Genomic DNA, 17,592 nt, shown 5'->3' on the forward strand with positions numbered 1-17,592 from the left:
TAAATGAACTGGATTATCAGAAGTACAAAAAAAGTAAAACTCCATACGAATCTTCATGAAGTTTTAAAGCCTATATGGGATGATCTGAGTATTTATCACTGGATCTTAACTGATCTGGATTTTATATCTGATCAGCCACTTCCCATTAATTTTGATGAAGATTTTTTTGTTTTAGATAATCCGGAATTTGAAAAACTCTATCACAGCAATACTCAAATAATTTGGGGAATAATATCGGCTATACCCTATAATATTGAACCAGATGCTTCATTAATCTCCAAATTATCTGCTGAAGATTCCATTGTTTGGGAGCCTAATCATTTTTTAATACAGGAAAGTATTATAGAAATTATTGCCTTTGATAGTGGGTATACTCTTATAAAATTTAAAGATAAAAATCTTTCAGATAAGTTTAAAGATTATTTTCATGAACAAGCAATAGATCTGCAAAAGTTCAATGAGAAATATATAAATAGAATATAAAAAAATTTATCTAATAAAAATTGTACTCAATACCATTTTATTGATAAATACAACCATGATCCTCTCATTTTTCACAACTAATTTGTTAAAGATTTGTAAAATGAACACGTTAGAATATTTAAAAGGAATACTGAACACTTTTGCCCGCCTAAATACACCAAATACTGAACTCATGTATCAATATAATATTATAGAATTTGAGACATCAACAGATGTTATTGAGGTCTTGAGAAAGAAGTGCGGCCTTCACAAGACTACAATTTCTTATATCAATACAATAGATGAACAAGGTCTAAAAAGATTTTTAGATGAATGGCTCTTCAAGAAAGGAGAATTAGTCAATATCCCATTAAATGACAGAAGAAAGAGTGACGAAGTATTTTTATTTTATAATACCTTAAAATCAGTATCACAATTACAATCGGCACATTTTATCGCTCTTAGCGATGATTATGGTTATATAGGGATTATGTATGACTTTTTTCTTATTAAAGGCAGTGAAAAAAATTATCTCTTATATTTTCTTTATTCTGATTAATATAACTCATTATAATTGATCCAGAAACTCCAGATACATCGGAACACTTCTGTTGATCCATTCATCGGAAGAATCTCTTTCAATTCCGTAATAAACGAAAGGTTCTTTGTAGTCTGCTTTTATATAATCAAAAGTCAGTTCATAAGGTCGGAAAAGCTCGTTCATAGTATATTTATATTCTCCGGATGCACTGTACCCTTCTTCATCTATTCCTGCGGTAACAGCCAGTGACATTTTCTTTCCGGCAAGCTTGAAACCGCTGTTGCTTCCATATGCCCAACCATACAAAACCACCTCATCCAGCCATTGTTTTAAAAGCGGCGGACTGCTGAACCAGTAAAACGGAAACTGAAATACAATCTTATCATAAGATTCCATCAGCTTTTGCTCCTCTGCTACATTGATTTTTCCGTCAGGATAAGCTTCGTATAATTGATGAACCGTATATTTTTCAGGGTATTTTTTTAATTCGTCAATCCATTTTTTATTGATCACAGATTTTTCAATATCGGGATGGGTAACAATTACTAAGGTCTTCATTATGTTTAAATTTCTATGACAAAATTACGACACGTAACTTACATTTCGTACATTAGCTACCCATTGTATGGTACTATAAAAAATGTAAGTAATGACTAAAATAAAGGAAAATTCAACCAATTTTGCCAATAAAAAAGCGCTTGCCGATGAATGTCCGGAAATCTATGCATCCAATATTATCGGGGGACAATGGGCATTGGCCATCTGCTGTTATCTGATTAATGGAAAAATGCGTTTTGGAGAATTGAGAAAAAAGCTTCAGAACATTACAGAACGTATGCCTACCCTTCAGCTCCGAAGACTGGAAGAAGATAAAATCATCACCAGAACAGTATATGCTGAAGTTCCGCCAAGGGTAGAATATGAACTTACAGAAATAGGCTACAAACTGAAACCCATCATCCTGGAGTTTGAAAAATGGGGCAATGAGCATAAAGAACTGATGAAGCAATCATCAAGGAATAATTGAGATTCCTACGGAATGACCAATAGAAGTATTTAGTCTTAAACACGCACCTTGTCATTCCGTAGGAATCCAGGCATATTATTTAGCCGTTTTCCCCCTCCACAAAGGCTTCTGAGCCAATACTTTCGAATGTATCGGACAGCTTTCGTGATGAGCTCCTTTGAGATATCCCGTACTCATGAGAAATTCATTGACAATCTCTCCGCCTGTAAATTTGAAGGTTTTCTTGAATAGCTTCATCCATTCCTGCAATGTCATTGGATGATAATGTTCCAGCCATTTCTCGAACGAACCAAATTCCTTCTGTAATTCTATAATCGTTTTTGCATTTTCAATGGCAGCATTCACCTTCAGTTTATTCCTGATAATCCCCGGATCGCTTAACAGTCTTTCACGGTCTTCCTCCGTATAAGCAGCTATTTGCTGAATATTAAAATTGTCATACGCTTTTCTGAAGCTGTCTTCTTTTTTCAGAACGGTTTCCCAGCTTAATCCCGCCTGATTGATTTCAAGAATCAGTCTTCCAAACAACTCATTATCATCATGAATAGGAAATCCATAATAGTTATCATGATAATTTTTGTGCAGTTCTTTTCGGCTTTCGGGCTGCATTCCTTCTATGGCTAAACAATAACTCATTGAAATATTCTGTTTAAATTCTAAATAATGTGGTAAAGATAAGACAGGTTTGTGACAACTGTACGTCAGTAGTATTTTAATATTAATAATAATTCCATGTGTTTGAGGGCTTTCAGCTCAGAGAATATTTAGTAGTTTAGAAGACTCAAAAAAAGATCCACATGAAATTTCTGTTTTCCATTCTTCTTATGATATGTTCAATATCCTTTCAAGCACAGAATTTATACTCAAAGGCTTATGGAAATCCGAAAAATACTCCTGTCATTTTTATTCATGGCGGCCCCAGCGGAAATGCAACTTTATTTGAAGGAACTACAGCCCAAAACCTTGCCGATAAAGGATTTTATGTCATTGTCTACGACAGACGTGGTGAAGGACGCTCAAAGGATGAAAATGCAACCATGACATTCAAAGAAAGCTTTGAAGATTTAAAAAGTATTTATTCCACTTACCATATCAAAAAAGCCAATATTCTTGCCCACAGTTTTGGGGGAATTATCGGGACTTTATTTACAGAACAATTTCCGGAAAAAGTAAAATCCCTTACGCTTGCCGGAGCTTTATTTACCCAACAGGAAACCTACAATCATATTATAAAAAAGGCTAAAGGACATTTTAAAAATGATCCTGCCCGGCTTAAAGAGATTTCGGAAATAGAAAGCCTGGACAAAAATTCTGCTGCTTATAGAAAAAGATGTTATGATGTGGCTGGGAAACTTGGATTCTTTGATATGCCCCATCCTACTCCCGAAAGTGAAATGCTGAGAACGGAATACAAAGCAAGTGAATTCAACAAAAACAATATAAGAAATCCTGATTCTCCTCTTAAATTCTACCAAAATGAGTCTCAGAATAATCTTGACAATACTGCCATTTTAAAAAGTATCAGCAAAAAAGGAATTCCCATTTTTGCAGTGTATGGTAAGAATGACGGAATATTTTCAGAAAAACAGCTGAATGATCTTAAAAATATTGTCGGGAAGAACCATTTCAGGCTTATTGATAACTGTTCCCACTACTTATTTGTGGATCAACAGAACGATTTCCTGGAATTTATAAAGCTCACATTAAAATAAAGTGTAGTTTTGTAATCATGCCCCATTCAGGAATCCATATGAAAACCTATAAAGCCATCATTACGATGCTTATATTGGTGTTTTCATTATCACCATGTTCTGTGAAAAGAAATGTTCTTGATATTTTTGACATTCAATACATCAGCGGGCTGAATAAAGTAAAAACAACTTCATCTCTTTCCTTTAGCTGTGATCTCGCTTCTGTTTCTTCAGGAATTTCAGTTTCAAAAACTAAAGTTCAAAGCCGATACAGTAAATTCTTATTGGGTGTTAATCAAGCTACAGGTAACTTTGTTGAAGAAAAGATTTCCCTCAATACCTATTCCGGGCATTCTACAGGAAACAGCCCTCCAAAATATATTCTATTTAAAAGACTGAAGCTTAATCTGGTTTAAAAAAAATTAAATCTAATGACAATCAGTTTTTTACAATACAATATAAATTTCAATGAAACATACCATAAACAGCCAGTCTTCGGACCTGGCCGGATTATATACTTTATCCCTCCGCATGGTGATCGGATGGACTTACTTTTCAGCGTTCTGGCGCCGACTTATCCTTGAAAACAAGCTTATTCCTGACGAAAAAGGATACATAGGAGAAAAATTCAATCATTTTTTACCTAATGCCCTCGGCATAAAACCTATTATTGAATATCTTGTTACCCACCCGGATGCCTTGGAGCGCTCCATGATCATCTTTACCATTATTGAAGCCGTTGTAGGATTATTCATTATTCTCGGATTATTTACACGGTTAATGAGTATCGGAATTTTCAGTCTTGCCCTTGGAATATTACTGGGTTCCGGCTGGCTGGGAACAACCTGTCTTGATGAATGGCAAATCGGAGTTTTAGGAGTTGCCGGCGGATTTGTTCTGTTTCTTACCGGAAGCGGCCCTTATTCACTGGATTATTATTTCATGAAGAATAACAAAAGCTTCACTCAAAAAAGATGGTTTCAGTGGCTTGGCTCAGGAAATTTTCCTGTCTCTCAACCCAAAGTTCTTGTACTGGCAGGTTCGTTTATCATATTGGGTTTAACTCTTTTTACCAATCAGTATTTCCATGGAGGTGTATGGGGAACCCTGCATAATAAATCGGTAAAACCGAAGCTGGAAATTTCAAATATTTCTCATACTAATTCGGATTTAAAATTTGAAGTGTACAGAACGGAAGGAGCCGATGTGTATGGCTCTTTTCTCATAGGCATTCATATTCTGGACAAAAATGGAAATATTTTAAAAGCGCTGGATCACAAAGAACTTGCCGGATTCTCTAAAGAAAATATAAAAAACCATTACGTTGCCAAAGTGAAACCGGGAAAGCACAGTCTGGTAATTCCATTGGGAGCAAAGGCTGATGTAACCGTGAGTATTGATGATATAATTGAAAAAAGTGAAATTCAGGCTCTAAAGCTGATTGATATCAGTGGAATTGAATGGATTAAGAATATTAAATAAAATATTTTGTTGGTAGACGCAAAGGCACAAAGGATTTTCATGCTTTAGGCTATAAGACGCAAAGATTTTATCTCCGATAAAATTGAATGCTGCAGACGATATTTATCTGTTTTGTTAAATGGGTAACACCCATTCCTATTGATTTTTCTTTATGATATCATTTCGTGAAAATAAAATCTTCGGAATCAACTAAATCGTAAGTTTGCTTATCAGTTTTGTCTCAAACCATTGGATATTTATCCATAATAAAAGCGGATTAAAATCCGCTTTTATTACTATTTTGAAATAAAAATTCTGTAAAATCAACGAGATATTTGTAAGAATTCTATTTTTCTGAGATAACTACATGATAACTGCATGAGCTGTCCGGATCTAGTTTGAGTACTTTTATATCCAATAAAACATCCAGTCCCATTGTATCGCAAACTCCCTGTATGAAAGGTTTTATGACCGGCCATTTCAGCAAACCCGCAATCTGCAGGCTCTGGGTGATTTTATGATAGCGGTCTACTCCTTTAATCAGTAATTCACATTTGTAGTCATTTAATTCTTTAAATTCAAAGTTATATTCGGGACTGGATGTAAAAATTGCTCCTATCAGTATTTTTGCTACAGCGGGAATGCCAGGCTGCAGATTAGGTTTTGTTTCAAGATTTCTCAGCGCCATTCTTGATCCGAGATCATACATAAAAGTACTGGAAAGCTGTTCTATAGCTTCTGCTCCATAAAGTTTTCCGATTTGTTTGAGCATCCCTCCATAAAAAGCACCTGTAATATCTGACAAGCGCTGGGTAAGTTCAGTAAAGGTTTTGGGAAAGAAATCTGAAATAATCTGAGGCTGATCCATTTCAGGAAGATAAACATCATTTTCTCTGAAGTCGGATAACGCGGCATAAGTTTCCGGCAATTGAATTTGATTCATATTTAATACGGTTTAATTAGGTAACGCAACGAAACACACCACTTCATACAGCTTCGGAAATGGGAAAATTGTCTTTATGGAATATAAAAACAAAATAAAAAGTAGCTGTTTCAACTGTTTTTAATACATGAAGTTCAGATAAAAATCTGATACTGTATTGCGATAAATCCTTTTTGATTGGACTCTTGAATGGTGAGGGAATGTATTCATACTTTTTTCATTTGGTATGGTAAAGCTAGACAAAATAAATAAATTCTCCAATATGTGATATTATTTTTTCTTTAACAAAATTACAATCCAAAGATATTGACTGATACTATTTTACAACAGAAACAACATAAAAAAACCTTCGAAAAGTTCGAAGGTTTTTTTTATTATAATTTAGTGCATGGCTTCACTCAAATCTATTTTTTCTTTGCTTTTTCTTTCTTTTACAAGTAAGATAAACGGAATACATATCAGGAATACGATTCCGAGGTAAAGAAATACATCCATATAGGATAATACCGTTGCCTGTTTCGTTACGGATAAGTCGAGCATTTTATACGCGGCATTCATTGCTGCATCAGGAGTCATTCCTTTCGCTATAAAATTTGCTTTAAGGGCGGCAAGCCTTTGCTGAACTTCAAAACTGTTTTCGTCAAGGTGGGAAATCAGGTTATTCCTGTACTTCTGACCAGCATTGGCAATGAAGGTAGTAATTGCTGCAATCCCGAAAGATCCTCCCAGCTGTCTCATCATCCCTGTAAAAGCGGCTCCCTGGCCAATCTCCTGCCCTTTCAGTGTACTTAAGGACAAAGAGGTAATCGGAATAAACAATAATCCCAAACCTGCTCCTCTCACAATCAACATCCAGAAAAAGGCATCTTTACTGGTATCCGGTGTCAGAATTTTGTATCCCCAGAAGCTATAGACAAAGAAGATGAATAATCCTAAAGAAACCAGAATCTGTTGTTTTGCTCCTTTTGCCAGTAATCTACCAATGATAGGCATCATAAAGGCCGTCGTTAAAGCTGCCGGAATCATCAGTGCTCCTGACTGAAGTGCCGTCCACCCTAAAATACTCTGGGTATACAGTGGAACGATGAACGTGGAACCATACAGCCCGAATCCAAGCACAAATGACATCATGGTTCCGATTCTTAGGTTACTGTTTTTAAGTACCCTCAGCTCAACGATTGGATATTTAAAGGTAAGTTCTCTCCAAAGGAATAATATAAATCCTAAAATTGCTGCTACTGTGAAGGCTACAATCATTCCGCTTTCAAACCAGTCTTCTTCATGTCCTCTTTCCAGAATGAACTGTAATGAACCTACTGTTACTGCCAGCAATCCAATCCCAATCCAGTCAACATCCGAGACTTTACGTTTTTCTGCATATTTCGGACTTCTTACAAACTGCAGCGTCATCAAGGTTGCTGCAATTCCAATCGGAATATTAATATAGAAAATATAGGGCCAGCTGAAGTTATCAACGATATATCCTCCAAGAGGCGGACCTAAGGTAGGACCGATAATTACTCCCAGACCATAAATAGCCTGAGCCATACTCCTTTTTTCAATCGGATAAGATTCCGTAATAATCGTCTGTGAAGTTACCAATAAGGCTCCCCCACCGATTCCCTGCATCAATCTGAAGAACACGAGTTCCCAGATATTGGTCGCATTTCCACATAAAAATGAAAATATGGTAAATATAATGATGGATGCCGCAAAGTAATTTCTACGCCCAAACTGCTGGGAAAGCCAGCTCGTCATTGGTACTATAATTACGTTACCAATGGCATAAGCCGTAATTACCCATCCCACTTCAGAAAGTGTAGATCCAAGATTCCCCTTCATTTCATTCAAGGCAACATTGACAATCGTGGAGTCTACAATTTCAAGAAGGGCACAAAGGATAGCCGTAATCGTAATGATTACTCTACGCGCTCCATATTCTACTAATGAATCTTGCATAAGTTTTTTACGATGTAAAAAATCAATGGTAAATTTTGCTTCTCAAGTGAATAGTGAATTTTAAAACAGTTTATTTTAAATTGACAGCAAAGCTGATTCCCTATTAACAACGAAATTCATTGACTTTTAACAGTTTTAAAGGTTATTTCAAAGCAACTTCTGCCTTCACGTTCATTCCTGTTCTTAATCTTTTTGCAATGTTTTTATCAAGATTTACAAAATCGATTTTTATAGGAAGTCTCTGAACTACTTTTACGAAGTTACCACTCGCATTATCCGGAGGAAGAATAGAGAAAGTAGCTCCTGTAGCCGGAGAGAATGAACTTACCACTCCTTCAAACTCCTGATCAGGGAAAGCATCAATCTTAATTTTCACTTTTTGCCCTTCTACCATTTTATCTACCTGTGTTTCCTTAAAGTTGGCCACAACCCATTTCTGATCGTTTTTAACCAAAGCAAACAACTGTGATCCTGCCTGCAGATACTGACCTGCCTGTGTAGATACTTTCCCTACATGACCGTCTTCAGGTGCAAGAATTACGGTATATGATAAATTTAATTTTGCATTTTCCACATCTACTTCTCTTTGTTTAGCAACAGATCCGGCAACACTGATTTGTTGTGAACTTGCAGCCGTTTGAGAAGAAGCAATATGGGTTTGCTGAGCAATTTGATTTCTCTGATCTACTAAAACCTGTAACTGTCTGTCTGCAGATTGTTTTGCTGCTAAAGCCTGCTCATACTGCTGTTCTGTAATAGAATGGTCTTTTACAAGATTAGCATATCTCTTCAAATCCTGAGAAGTTTTCCAAACATTTACTTTTGCGGCTTCTATCTGAGCATTGGCAGTGACTACCGCTGCTTCTGAAGAACCGATATTTTTTGAAGTAGCCGTTGTAGTAGCTTCTGCATTGGAGATATTACTTCTCGCTGTAGATAATGCTGCCTGAGCCTGTTCAAGAGCCATTTTCTGATCTCTGTTATCCAAAATCACCAACGTATCTCCTTTCTTTACAAACTGGTTGTCTTTTACTTTTACCTGAGCTACATATCCCGAGATTTTAGAAATTACCGGTGACATATTGGAAGCGATTTGGGCATCGTCAGTCTCTTCATGGTACTGTCCGTAAGTAAACGCTCTGTAACCGTAGATTCCTCCTCCGATTACTACTGCAGCTAAAATGATAGGAAAAACTAAACTTTTTTTCTTTTTAGGTTCAACTGCCTGTGTATTATTATTTTCCATTTTGGTTTCGATCTGATTATTTAATTGTTAAAGTTCCTGTTGTCTGTAATAGTTTTCTGTATGCCAGTGCAGCATCTGCCTTAGCATTGATTACGCCAACGTTGGCCGCAATCTGCGCCGCATCTGCATCCAATAATTCTGTCATGGTTGCAAGACCGTTATCGTATTTATTTTTGGTAATTCTGTAGTTTTCATTAGCCTGCTCAGCAGATTTTTCAAAAACAGTAATTCTCTTCTTTGAATAATCTGTGTTCTGATACTCTCTGTTTACATCAAGCTTAATGTTATCATTCAATAATTCATCGGTAGCAGCAAGTTGTTTTTCTCTTGCCTGGGACTGTCTCAATGAAGAATTTTCTTTCCACAGGTTGGATAAGTTATAGGAAACTCCAATCCCTACGTTAATCGCATTGTAAACAGTAAGAAACTTAGGAATATCAGCTGCTACATAACCTCCTGTAAAGGCAATAGAAGGAAGATTTTCTGCTTTTGCTGCTTTTGATCCCAGTTCTGCCGCTTTTCTCTGTTGAGCCAAAGCCTGTAAGTCTTTACGATTTTCTCTGGCTTCGGTAACATAAAAATCAACAGGTTTTACGTCCGATCCTTCCTCAATGTAATTTTCATCTACTGCCAGTTCTGTCGTTTCAGGAAGTCCAAGCAATAAATCCATATTGATGTTGGCAATATTGTAGTTATTTTTAGCTTCCAACAGTTGAAGTTCAATATTTGAAGTCTGAAGATTGGCCTTTAATCTGTCATTTCTTGCGATCAAACCATTGTTTTCCATTTTAAGGAAGGTTTCATCTCTTTTTTGGGATGCAGCAAGATTTTCTTCAAAGACCTTGATGGACTGGTTGGCTTTAAACAGGTTGTTATAAGCCTGGGCAACATTATAAGCAATGGCAATTTTATCATTCTCAGTACTTAGTTTAGAAGCTTCTACCAAATATTTAGCTGACTGAATACCATATTTGATTCTTCCCCCGCTGTAAATTGGAACACTAAGATTAGCTGAACCGTAAGCCACCTGATGTACTTCAGGACCTCCTGCTCCTGAAACACCCGGAAGTTTGATATCTACATTCGGTTTTATCGGAAGGTACATATAGCTACCTGACACTTTTAATTCCGGTAACTGTCTGTTTTTAGCCTCCAAAAGATCAGCTGTAGCCTCTTCGATCTTGGCTGCATCGATCTTGAGATTCTTGCTGTTCTGGATTCCCAGCTGCACGGCTTCGTCAAGAGAAAGTGTTTTTTTCTCCTGAGCATTTACATTTGCTATTCCTACGAATAGTGATAATGCAATCACTGAGTTATTTATTCTCTTCATAACCTAAAAGGTCTTTTAGTAAATATTTTATATGTTTATTAAGTTCTGTATAGTATTTTTCATCAAAAGCTTCTTCATCTTCTATTTCATTCAGGAACTCTTTATACATTTCTTTAGCATTGAATGCATAAAATAAGGTTCCGCTTACCGTGGAATGAAGCAGATAAATAGGTGGGTTTTTGGTGAAAATTCCATTTTTAAGACCACTTTCCAATATTTGGGAATACATAGAAAGGAATCCCATTTTGGTTTGTTTCAAAAATTCTACAATCTGAGGATTCTTTGTATGCAGTTGCTCTCTCTGCATAATTCTGTAGAAGCATTTTTGAGTTCTGATCTTGTGAGAAAACTGATCAATAACTTTTTCAATTTTCTGCCACTCGTTGATATCTGTTCTTCCCAAAAGATCTTTTGAAAAAAACTGACCTTCATTCATTCTGTATTCCACTAATTTCTCATAAAGTTTTTCCTTAGAGCCAAAATAATACGAGATCATAGAGATGTTTACATTAGCATCCTTTGCAATTTCGCGGGTGGAAGTCCCTTCGAATCCCTTTTCTGCAAAAAGCTTCTCGGCTGCGAATAATATATTTTCTTCTTTTGAAATCATGTTAGTGTTCATTTTTCAGGGCGCAAATGTACACAAGTTTTAACACAAATCAAACGATTGATTGATTTTTTAATATAGATTTAATTTATTGTAACAGAAAGACGGTTTCTATAATGAGTGCTGGAACTTCTGGAAAGCCTGTTTTGGAAGAAAAACAGCTGGATAAAGTTTAATAATAATGGAAAATTTGGGAGAAATTCTCTACAAAACATCAATCTTTAACACAATTTTACTGGAAAATACCCCTAAAAAAAAAGGAAAATATAAACAAAAACTCCGGTGAGACCCGGAGTTTTATTTATGTGCTTTTGTGAATATATCTTGATAATTTTATGCCGAGATCGGTCCAGACAATTTTAGGATTTCCGTTTCGGGTAAGGTGCAGATCTGCAGTATTGATTTCTTCCAGAATACTTTCAATATTAGCGCCACTGATAAATTTTGAAAACCCGGCCCAATTGAAGCCGTTCGCATTAATCTTTTTATACACCAGATTTTCGGACTGATAATTTTGAAGTAATGCCAGTCTGAAAATTTCAGAACAATAGTTGAGGAAGTTTTTCTGTTTTTCCCTGTTCCATCCTGCAATTTCCCTTGCCCAGAAAATAATGCTTTTTAAATATTCAGGTTTCTTTTTAACCATAAATGCATCTCTCACCCACTGTACAAAGAGCTTTTCGAATTCATTGCTTTTATCTCCAGAATTCAGCAGTTTTATGGCATCATTGAGATCTCCCTGTGCTTCATGAACAATCTCTCTCACTTTTTCTTCGGAAACAGAAAAATTCTTTCTGAGATGATTTTCAATATCTTCATCATTAATTCTGGGAATCTCTACAATCTGTGCTCTGGAAAGAATGGTTGGAAGAATATCGTTGGTACTTTCCGCTGTAAGAAGAATAACAGTCTTTGCTGGTGGCTCCTCCAAAAATTTCAAAAACTTATTAGAAGCGGCAATATTCATTTTATCGGTTCTCCAGACGATAAGAATTTTGGTTCCCCCTTCATAACTTTTCAAAGAAAACTTCTGGTTCTGGTCATCAATCTCATCAGCAGAAATAAATAACTGTTTATTCTCCGATTCTAAAAAAGCAGTCCAGTCATCATAACTTGCATAAGGAGAAGCCAGGATCATTTCTCTGAACTCATCAAATTTATTTTTACTTAATGAATTTTTATTATCGGTAAAAACCGGAAAACTGAAATGCAGATCCAGGTGATTAAGGTGCTCTACCTTCACCGCAGCATGTTCATTTTCACGCATGAAAATTTCCCGTGCATAGGCCAATACCATAGGCAGTGTTCCGTATCCCTCCTTTCCTACAAAAAGTTGGGCATGGCTCACCCTGTTTTCGGCAATGCTTTCTCTAAGAAGTTTTTTCAGATTTGTCTGTCCGGCGATGTTCTCCCAATTCATGTTTCAAAGATAAAAAATCTTCTCTCATTTCATAAAATTAAGTCTGCTTAAAATCCATAAAAATATAGATCATACATTTTGAGTTTCTTTAAATCTATAAAAAATACAGGATATAATAAAACCATGAAGAAAGGTTGAAGAAATAAAGTATAGTTAAGATGAATCATTCTGATTTTAAGATTAAAGCGAAGCTTATCTTACTACTCTTAACACCTTCATACCATCTTAATGGTTCAAAAGAAATTACCTCCTATTATAGGTAATATCAATAATAGGATTAGAATAAAATATAAATTAAATTTTACACAATGTAATTTTATACAGTACATTTGCAACGTGAAATTATTCGTAAATTCATTACCATTTCACACCTATTTAAAATATTAAACCAATGGATACAAACCTGGAACAAAAAATTAAAGGGATATTTCAACAGCAGAAAGCCTTTTACAAAACGAATCAGACAAAAGATATTGAATTCAGAAAAGCACAATTAAAAAAATTCCGTGAAGTTTTTTTACAGCATACTGATGCACTTTGTGAGGCTTTGGATACAGATTTGGGGAAAAGCAGAAAAGAAGCAGAGTACGTGGAGATTCAAATTGTTATCAGTGAACTTGATTACTTGCTGGAAAATGTTGATGAATGGGCAAAGCCAACTCCTGTACCTTCAAAATCACATCCTTCAGGTGCTGAAATTGTAAGTAAAGTGACCTATCAGCCTTATGGAGTTACGTATATTATCGGGCCTTTCAACTATCCTGTTCAATTAACATTCAGTCCGCTGATTGGGGCTTTGATTGCAGGAAATACAGCCATTATAAAACCTTCTGAAAATACGCCTCATGTAGCTCAGGTTCTTGAAGATATTGTCAGAAAATCTTTTGATGAATCTTATGTAGCGGTTATTCAGGGTGCTATTGAAGAAAATACATTGTTATTAAGTTTACCTTTTGATTATATTTTCTTTACAGGAAGCCCTAATGTTGGGAAGATTGTTATGAAAGCAGCTGCAGAGCAGTTAATTCCGGTGACACTTGAACTGGGTGGAAAATCTCCAACGATTGTTCATAAAGATGCAGATCTGGATAAAGCCGTGGCAAGAATATCTTATGGAAAATGGATTAACTGCGGACAAACCTGTGTTGCTCCGGATTATATCTATATCCATGAGTCTGTAAAGGATGCCTTCATTGAAAAATTCAAAGCTAATCTGGATACAACTTATGAAGGAGAGTCACTTGGGAAAATAGGAAAAATAGTTAGTCAGAACCAGATTAAACACCTGGCGGGTTATCTGGAAGCAGCTCCGGAAAAAGTGATTTACGGTGGAAAATATGACCTTGAAACCCGTCATTTTGGGGCTACTCTAATGGATAATATTACCTGGGATGATCAGGTGATGCAGCAGGAGATTTTCGGGCCTATTCTTCCTATTATGACGTATAGCGATATTGAAGAGGCTTTGGAAGAAATCAATAACCGTCCTAAACCTTTAGCATTGTATATTTTCACAGAAAATCAGGAACTGGCTGATTATGTTTTACATCATACGACAAGCGGAGATGCTGAAATCAACAGTGCCATTATCCACGTGGGTTCTCACTATTTACCTTTTGGAGGAGTAGGAACTTCAGGAATGGGAAAATACCATGGAAAGTTCAGTTTTGAATGTTTCAGCCACAGCCGATCTGTCCTTCAGGTAAAATAAATAATCAGGAATAACGAATATAAATAAAGACTGTCTGCTCAAGAACAGTCTTTTTTTATGTACAACAGAATTGCTATTTTTAAGGCTGAAAATTTGCATTTTTCTTTGAAAGAAAAGCCCTTAACAAACTTTAACCACATATAATTTTTACAATTCATTAATATTTAAGATATTTGCGCATTGTTTTAAAAATAAAGAATGAAAAAAATCTTTGTAGTATCATTCATATCAGTTGGATATTTTCTTAATGCACAGAGTCTAAGCAACTCTCCTTATGCAACGTATGGAATTGGAGATGTGAAATATGATAATACGATCGAAACTACTTCTATGGGAGGTATATCTACTGCTTTTATAAGTGATTTTACCAGTAGTTTCAATTTTGCCAACCCGGCAAACAACGCCAATTTTGAACTTACGAGTATCAGACTGGAAGCTACCAACGAAAACAATTATTTCAAATCGAACTATAACGATATGAAATCTACAAAGCATTCTACGTATCTTTCCAATATTTCGCTTGCATTTCCATTATCTTCTAAAGTAAAAATGGGAATCTCTTATCAGCCATATAGTTCTAAAAGCTACGATATCGTAACGGAACAGCTTGGTGAAGATAAAACTCCTCTTTATAGAAATAATTTTAAAGGAAGCGGAACCTTGAACACTGCTCAGATTGCTCTTTCTTATAAGATCAGTCAGGAATTGTCTGTAGGGGCAAAAGCTAACCTTTACTTTGGAGATCTTAATGACCTTAATGAGTTCCGTGCTTACAACAGTAATCTTGGTACCTATGTAGGTGAATATGTTAATGGTTATGAGACTAAAAACAGAATCAGAAACTTTAATTTCACATTAGGTACAAGCTACCAGACTTTAAATACGCGTACTGATAAGAAGTTTACCGTAGGAGCTACTGCTACTTTTGGTAATACAAGTAATATGACTACTCAGTACACCAACAGTACATACAGATATTCTGATGCTCAGGAGACTACTAAAGTTACCGGATCAGAAACAATCATAGAGCAAAAAGAAACAAAATCTAAAAACCTTCTTCCACTACAGGCTTCATTAGGGGTTGGATATGGAAGTGAAAACCACTGGTTTGTATCAGGGCAGGTAGATTATAAAAAAGGAGAAGATATCTCTTATTTTGGTAAAGATTTTAATTTCCAAGATACTTACAGAATTTCTGCAGGGGGATGGTATCTTCCTAACTATAATAACTTTAGAAACTATTTCTCAAGAGTAATCTATAGATATGGTGCTTTCTACGAGAGAGGAAACCTTAATCTGGAAGGAAACAGTATCAACAAGTTCGGTATTTCTGCAGGGGTTATGCTTCCATTCAAAAACAGTAGTATCACAAGAATGAGTGGTCTTGAAATAGGATTAGAAGTAGGTAAGAGAGGTACTCTTCAAAACAATCTGATCAACCAGAATTTCGTTAACCTGAGAATCGGCTTTAATTTTGCTGACAAATGGTTCAGAAAGACTCTTTATAACTAAAATGAACTTTTCAAAAAAAATATCATATAAAAATATAGCATGCCTTTTTAGTTGTGCTATATTTTTTATATTGACATCCTGTGAAGAGGATCTTACCAAAAGAAATGGCAGCCAAAGCAAAAATTTCCCTTCACAAATCATCAACAACGCCAATATTATACAGCGTGATTCCGGTTTTGTTACTTTAAAGGCCAAAGCACCGATCATTGAAAAATATGAGCTGATCGACAGCCCGTATGTGGTAGCCAGAAAAGGAATCGACATTGAGTTTTTTGATAAAAAGAAACCTAAGGTTCCAGGAAGAATTACGGCTAAATACGCCCGTATTTTTGAATACAAAAAGTTCTACGAAGCCAAAGGTGATGTAAGAATAAAAACCAATGAAGGACAGAGATTTGCCATGCAGAGTATTTATTGGGATCAGCGAAAAAACAGAATCTATACCAAAGATACGGTATACGTTACCATGGAAGACGGCTCTACGCTGGTAGGTGCCAATGGAATGACTGCCAAAGATGATTTTTCCGAATATACATTCTATAACAACTCAGGAGATTTCAGTTCAAAAAGAATTTCTGAGAATAAAAAATAATTCCAAAAAACTATGAAAGCTCTGGCTATTGGACTGATGTCCGGGACAAGTCTGGACGGTTTGGATATCTGCCTTGCCAAATTTGAAAAACAGGACAGATGGACCTTTCAAATCCTGAAGGCCGAGACACTCTCCTATTCTGAGGATTGGGAATCTCAACTTAGAAACTCGGTTCACCTTTCTGCTGAAGATTTACTGGAACTGCATTCAGAGTATGGTTTTTATCTGGGACAGCGGGTTAAAGAATTTATTCATAAACACCAGCTTGAAAATATCGACCTGATAGCTTCTCATGGGCATACCGTTTTTCATCAGCCAAAGAGAAAATTCACCCTTCAGATTGGTGATGGCAGAGCAATCAAACTGGAAACCGGATTACCCGTCATTTATGATTTCAGAAGTCAGGATGTCCTAATGAATGGAAATGGAGCACCTCTGGTTCCCATAGGTGATGCATTGCTTTTTTCAGAGTACAGCGCTTGTTTAAACCTTGGCGGTTTTTCCAATATTTCATTACAATCAGGCGAAAAAAGAATCGCTTTTGATATTGCCCCGGTGAATATTGTTTTGAATTATTTGGCCCAAAAGCTTCATAAAAACTTTGATGAAAACGGAGCATTGGCTGAAAAAGGAAAAATCAATGAAACCTTACTGAATCAGCTTAACGCATTGGATTTCTACCATATCTCACCTCCAAAATCTTTGGGAATTGAATGGTGTAACCAGCATATATTTCCAGCGCTTGAAAATATAGAAACCCTGGATGCGCTGGCAACTTTTACAGAGCATGCCGCCCAGCAGATTTCCCTTGTGATCAATAAAAATAATATAAAAGATATTCTGGTTACAGGCGGAGGTGCCTACAACACGTTTTTAATTGAAAAAATAAGAGCAAAAACAAAAGCCGAAGTGATCATCCCTGAAAAAGAGATCATCAATTATAAGGAAGCTTTGATTTTTGCCTTTATGGGCGTTCTAAAAATGAATAATGAGATCAATGTGTTGTCTTCTGCCACAGGAAGTACAGCGGATCATTGTTCGGGAGTTATTGCTTAGATATTTTCATACTTTTATTTCACCGATCAGCTCA

General features: G+C 35.9%; 18 protein-coding genes. 10 read left to right on the forward strand and 8 right to left on the reverse strand.

Annotation, left to right across the window (positions count from 1 at the left end; translation table 11 throughout):
• The first annotated feature begins 3 nt into the window (after nucleotides 1-3).
• A complete protein-coding gene (locus tag ACWPWS_RS14475) occupies nucleotides 4-483 on the forward strand; it encodes a hypothetical protein (RefSeq protein WP_454046983.1) in 480 nt (159 codons plus the stop codon).
• Nucleotides 484-583: 100 nt separating this feature from the next.
• The gene (locus tag ACWPWS_RS14480; protein ID WP_454046984.1) at nucleotides 584-1,021 is read left to right on the forward strand and encodes a hypothetical protein; all 438 of its coding nucleotides are present in this window, start codon (nucleotides 584-586) and stop codon (nucleotides 1,019-1,021) included.
• Between the two features lie 9 nt (nucleotides 1,022-1,030).
• Here the strand turns inward: ACWPWS_RS14480 and ACWPWS_RS14485 are convergent, their stop codons facing one another.
• Nucleotides 1,031-1,561 carry an NAD(P)H-dependent oxidoreductase gene (locus ACWPWS_RS14485; RefSeq protein WP_454046985.1) on the reverse strand — a complete coding sequence of 177 codons (531 nt, stop codon included), beginning with the start codon at nucleotides 1,559-1,561 and terminating at the stop codon, nucleotides 1,031-1,033.
• A gap of 91 nt (nucleotides 1,562-1,652) precedes the next feature.
• Here ACWPWS_RS14485 and ACWPWS_RS14490 point away from each other — a divergent pair, with 91 nt between their 5' ends.
• Nucleotides 1,653-2,030, forward strand: coding sequence for a winged helix-turn-helix transcriptional regulator (locus tag ACWPWS_RS14490; protein ID WP_454046986.1), 378 nt, complete (start codon nucleotides 1,653-1,655; stop codon nucleotides 2,028-2,030).
• Nucleotides 2,031-2,105: 75 nt separating this feature from the next.
• Here ACWPWS_RS14490 and ACWPWS_RS14495 read toward each other — a convergent pair whose 3' ends face one another.
• Complete coding sequence (locus ACWPWS_RS14495; RefSeq protein WP_454046987.1) at nucleotides 2,106-2,666, reverse strand: DNA-3-methyladenine glycosylase I; 561 nt, start codon at nucleotides 2,664-2,666, stop codon at nucleotides 2,106-2,108.
• A 161-nt stretch (nucleotides 2,667-2,827) separates the two neighbouring features.
• Here ACWPWS_RS14495 and ACWPWS_RS14500 point away from each other — a divergent pair, with 161 nt between their 5' ends.
• From ACWPWS_RS14500 to ACWPWS_RS14510, 3 genes are read left to right on the forward strand one after another with little or no spacing between them, the layout of a single operon-like run.
• Nucleotides 2,828-3,742, forward strand: coding sequence for an alpha/beta hydrolase (locus ACWPWS_RS14500; RefSeq protein WP_454046988.1), 915 nt, complete (start codon nucleotides 2,828-2,830; stop codon nucleotides 3,740-3,742).
• A 38-nt stretch (nucleotides 3,743-3,780) separates the two neighbouring features.
• Nucleotides 3,781-4,137 carry a hypothetical protein gene (locus ACWPWS_RS14505; protein ID WP_454046989.1) on the forward strand — a complete coding sequence of 119 codons (357 nt, stop codon included), beginning with the start codon at nucleotides 3,781-3,783 and terminating at the stop codon, nucleotides 4,135-4,137.
• A gap of 52 nt (nucleotides 4,138-4,189) precedes the next feature.
• Complete coding sequence (locus tag ACWPWS_RS14510; RefSeq protein ID WP_454046990.1) at nucleotides 4,190-5,203, forward strand: TQO small subunit DoxD; 1,014 nt, start codon at nucleotides 4,190-4,192, stop codon at nucleotides 5,201-5,203.
• A 325-nt stretch (nucleotides 5,204-5,528) separates the two neighbouring features.
• Here the strand turns inward: ACWPWS_RS14510 and ACWPWS_RS14515 are convergent, their stop codons facing one another.
• From ACWPWS_RS14515 to ACWPWS_RS14540, 6 genes are all read right to left on the reverse strand, one after another.
• Nucleotides 5,529-6,125 carry a hypothetical protein gene (locus ACWPWS_RS14515; RefSeq protein WP_454046991.1) on the reverse strand — a complete coding sequence of 199 codons (597 nt, stop codon included), beginning with the start codon at nucleotides 6,123-6,125 and terminating at the stop codon, nucleotides 5,529-5,531.
• Nucleotides 6,126-6,506: 381 nt separating this feature from the next.
• Nucleotides 6,507-8,084, reverse strand: coding sequence for a DHA2 family efflux MFS transporter permease subunit (locus ACWPWS_RS14520; protein ID WP_209788530.1), 1,578 nt, complete (start codon nucleotides 8,082-8,084; stop codon nucleotides 6,507-6,509).
• A 142-nt stretch (nucleotides 8,085-8,226) separates the two neighbouring features.
• Nucleotides 8,227-9,330, reverse strand: a complete 1,104-nt coding sequence (locus ACWPWS_RS14525) for an HlyD family secretion protein (protein WP_454046992.1) — start codon at nucleotides 9,328-9,330, stop codon at nucleotides 8,227-8,229.
• A 16-nt stretch (nucleotides 9,331-9,346) separates the two neighbouring features.
• Entirely contained in the window at nucleotides 9,347-10,660 is a 1,314-nt protein-coding gene (locus ACWPWS_RS14530) for a TolC family protein (protein ID WP_454046993.1), read from the reverse strand.
• Entirely contained in the window at nucleotides 10,644-11,282 is a 639-nt protein-coding gene (locus ACWPWS_RS14535; protein ID WP_454046994.1) for a TetR/AcrR family transcriptional regulator, read from the reverse strand. Before ACWPWS_RS14535 ends, ACWPWS_RS14530 begins: the two co-directional genes overlap by 17 nt.
• 286 nt (nucleotides 11,283-11,568) lie before the next feature.
• Nucleotides 11,569-12,687: a DNA polymerase III subunit gene (locus tag ACWPWS_RS14540; RefSeq protein WP_454046995.1), complete on the reverse strand. Its 1,119-nt coding sequence runs from the start codon at nucleotides 12,685-12,687 to the stop codon at nucleotides 11,569-11,571.
• 391 nt (nucleotides 12,688-13,078) lie between these two features.
• Here ACWPWS_RS14540 and mdlD point away from each other — a divergent pair, with 391 nt between their 5' ends.
• From mdlD to ACWPWS_RS14560, 4 genes are all read left to right on the forward strand, one after another.
• Entirely contained in the window at nucleotides 13,079-14,398 is a 1,320-nt protein-coding gene (gene mdlD / locus ACWPWS_RS14545) for an NAD(P)-dependent benzaldehyde dehydrogenase MdlD (protein ID WP_454046996.1), read from the forward strand.
• A gap of 198 nt (nucleotides 14,399-14,596) precedes the next feature.
• Entirely contained in the window at nucleotides 14,597-15,910 is a 1,314-nt protein-coding gene (locus ACWPWS_RS14550; RefSeq protein ID WP_209788516.1) for a hypothetical protein, read from the forward strand.
• Between the two features lies 1 nt (nucleotide 15,911).
• Complete coding sequence (lptC, locus tag ACWPWS_RS14555; RefSeq protein WP_047421210.1) at nucleotides 15,912-16,502, forward strand: LPS export ABC transporter periplasmic protein LptC; 591 nt, start codon at nucleotides 15,912-15,914, stop codon at nucleotides 16,500-16,502.
• A gap of 12 nt (nucleotides 16,503-16,514) precedes the next feature.
• A complete protein-coding gene (locus ACWPWS_RS14560; RefSeq protein ID WP_454046997.1) occupies nucleotides 16,515-17,558 on the forward strand; it encodes an anhydro-N-acetylmuramic acid kinase in 1,044 nt (347 codons plus the stop codon).
• Nucleotides 17,559-17,592 lie beyond the last annotated feature (34 nt).

It is taken from the genome of Chryseobacterium sp. Marseille-Q8038 (assembly GCF_965111995.1).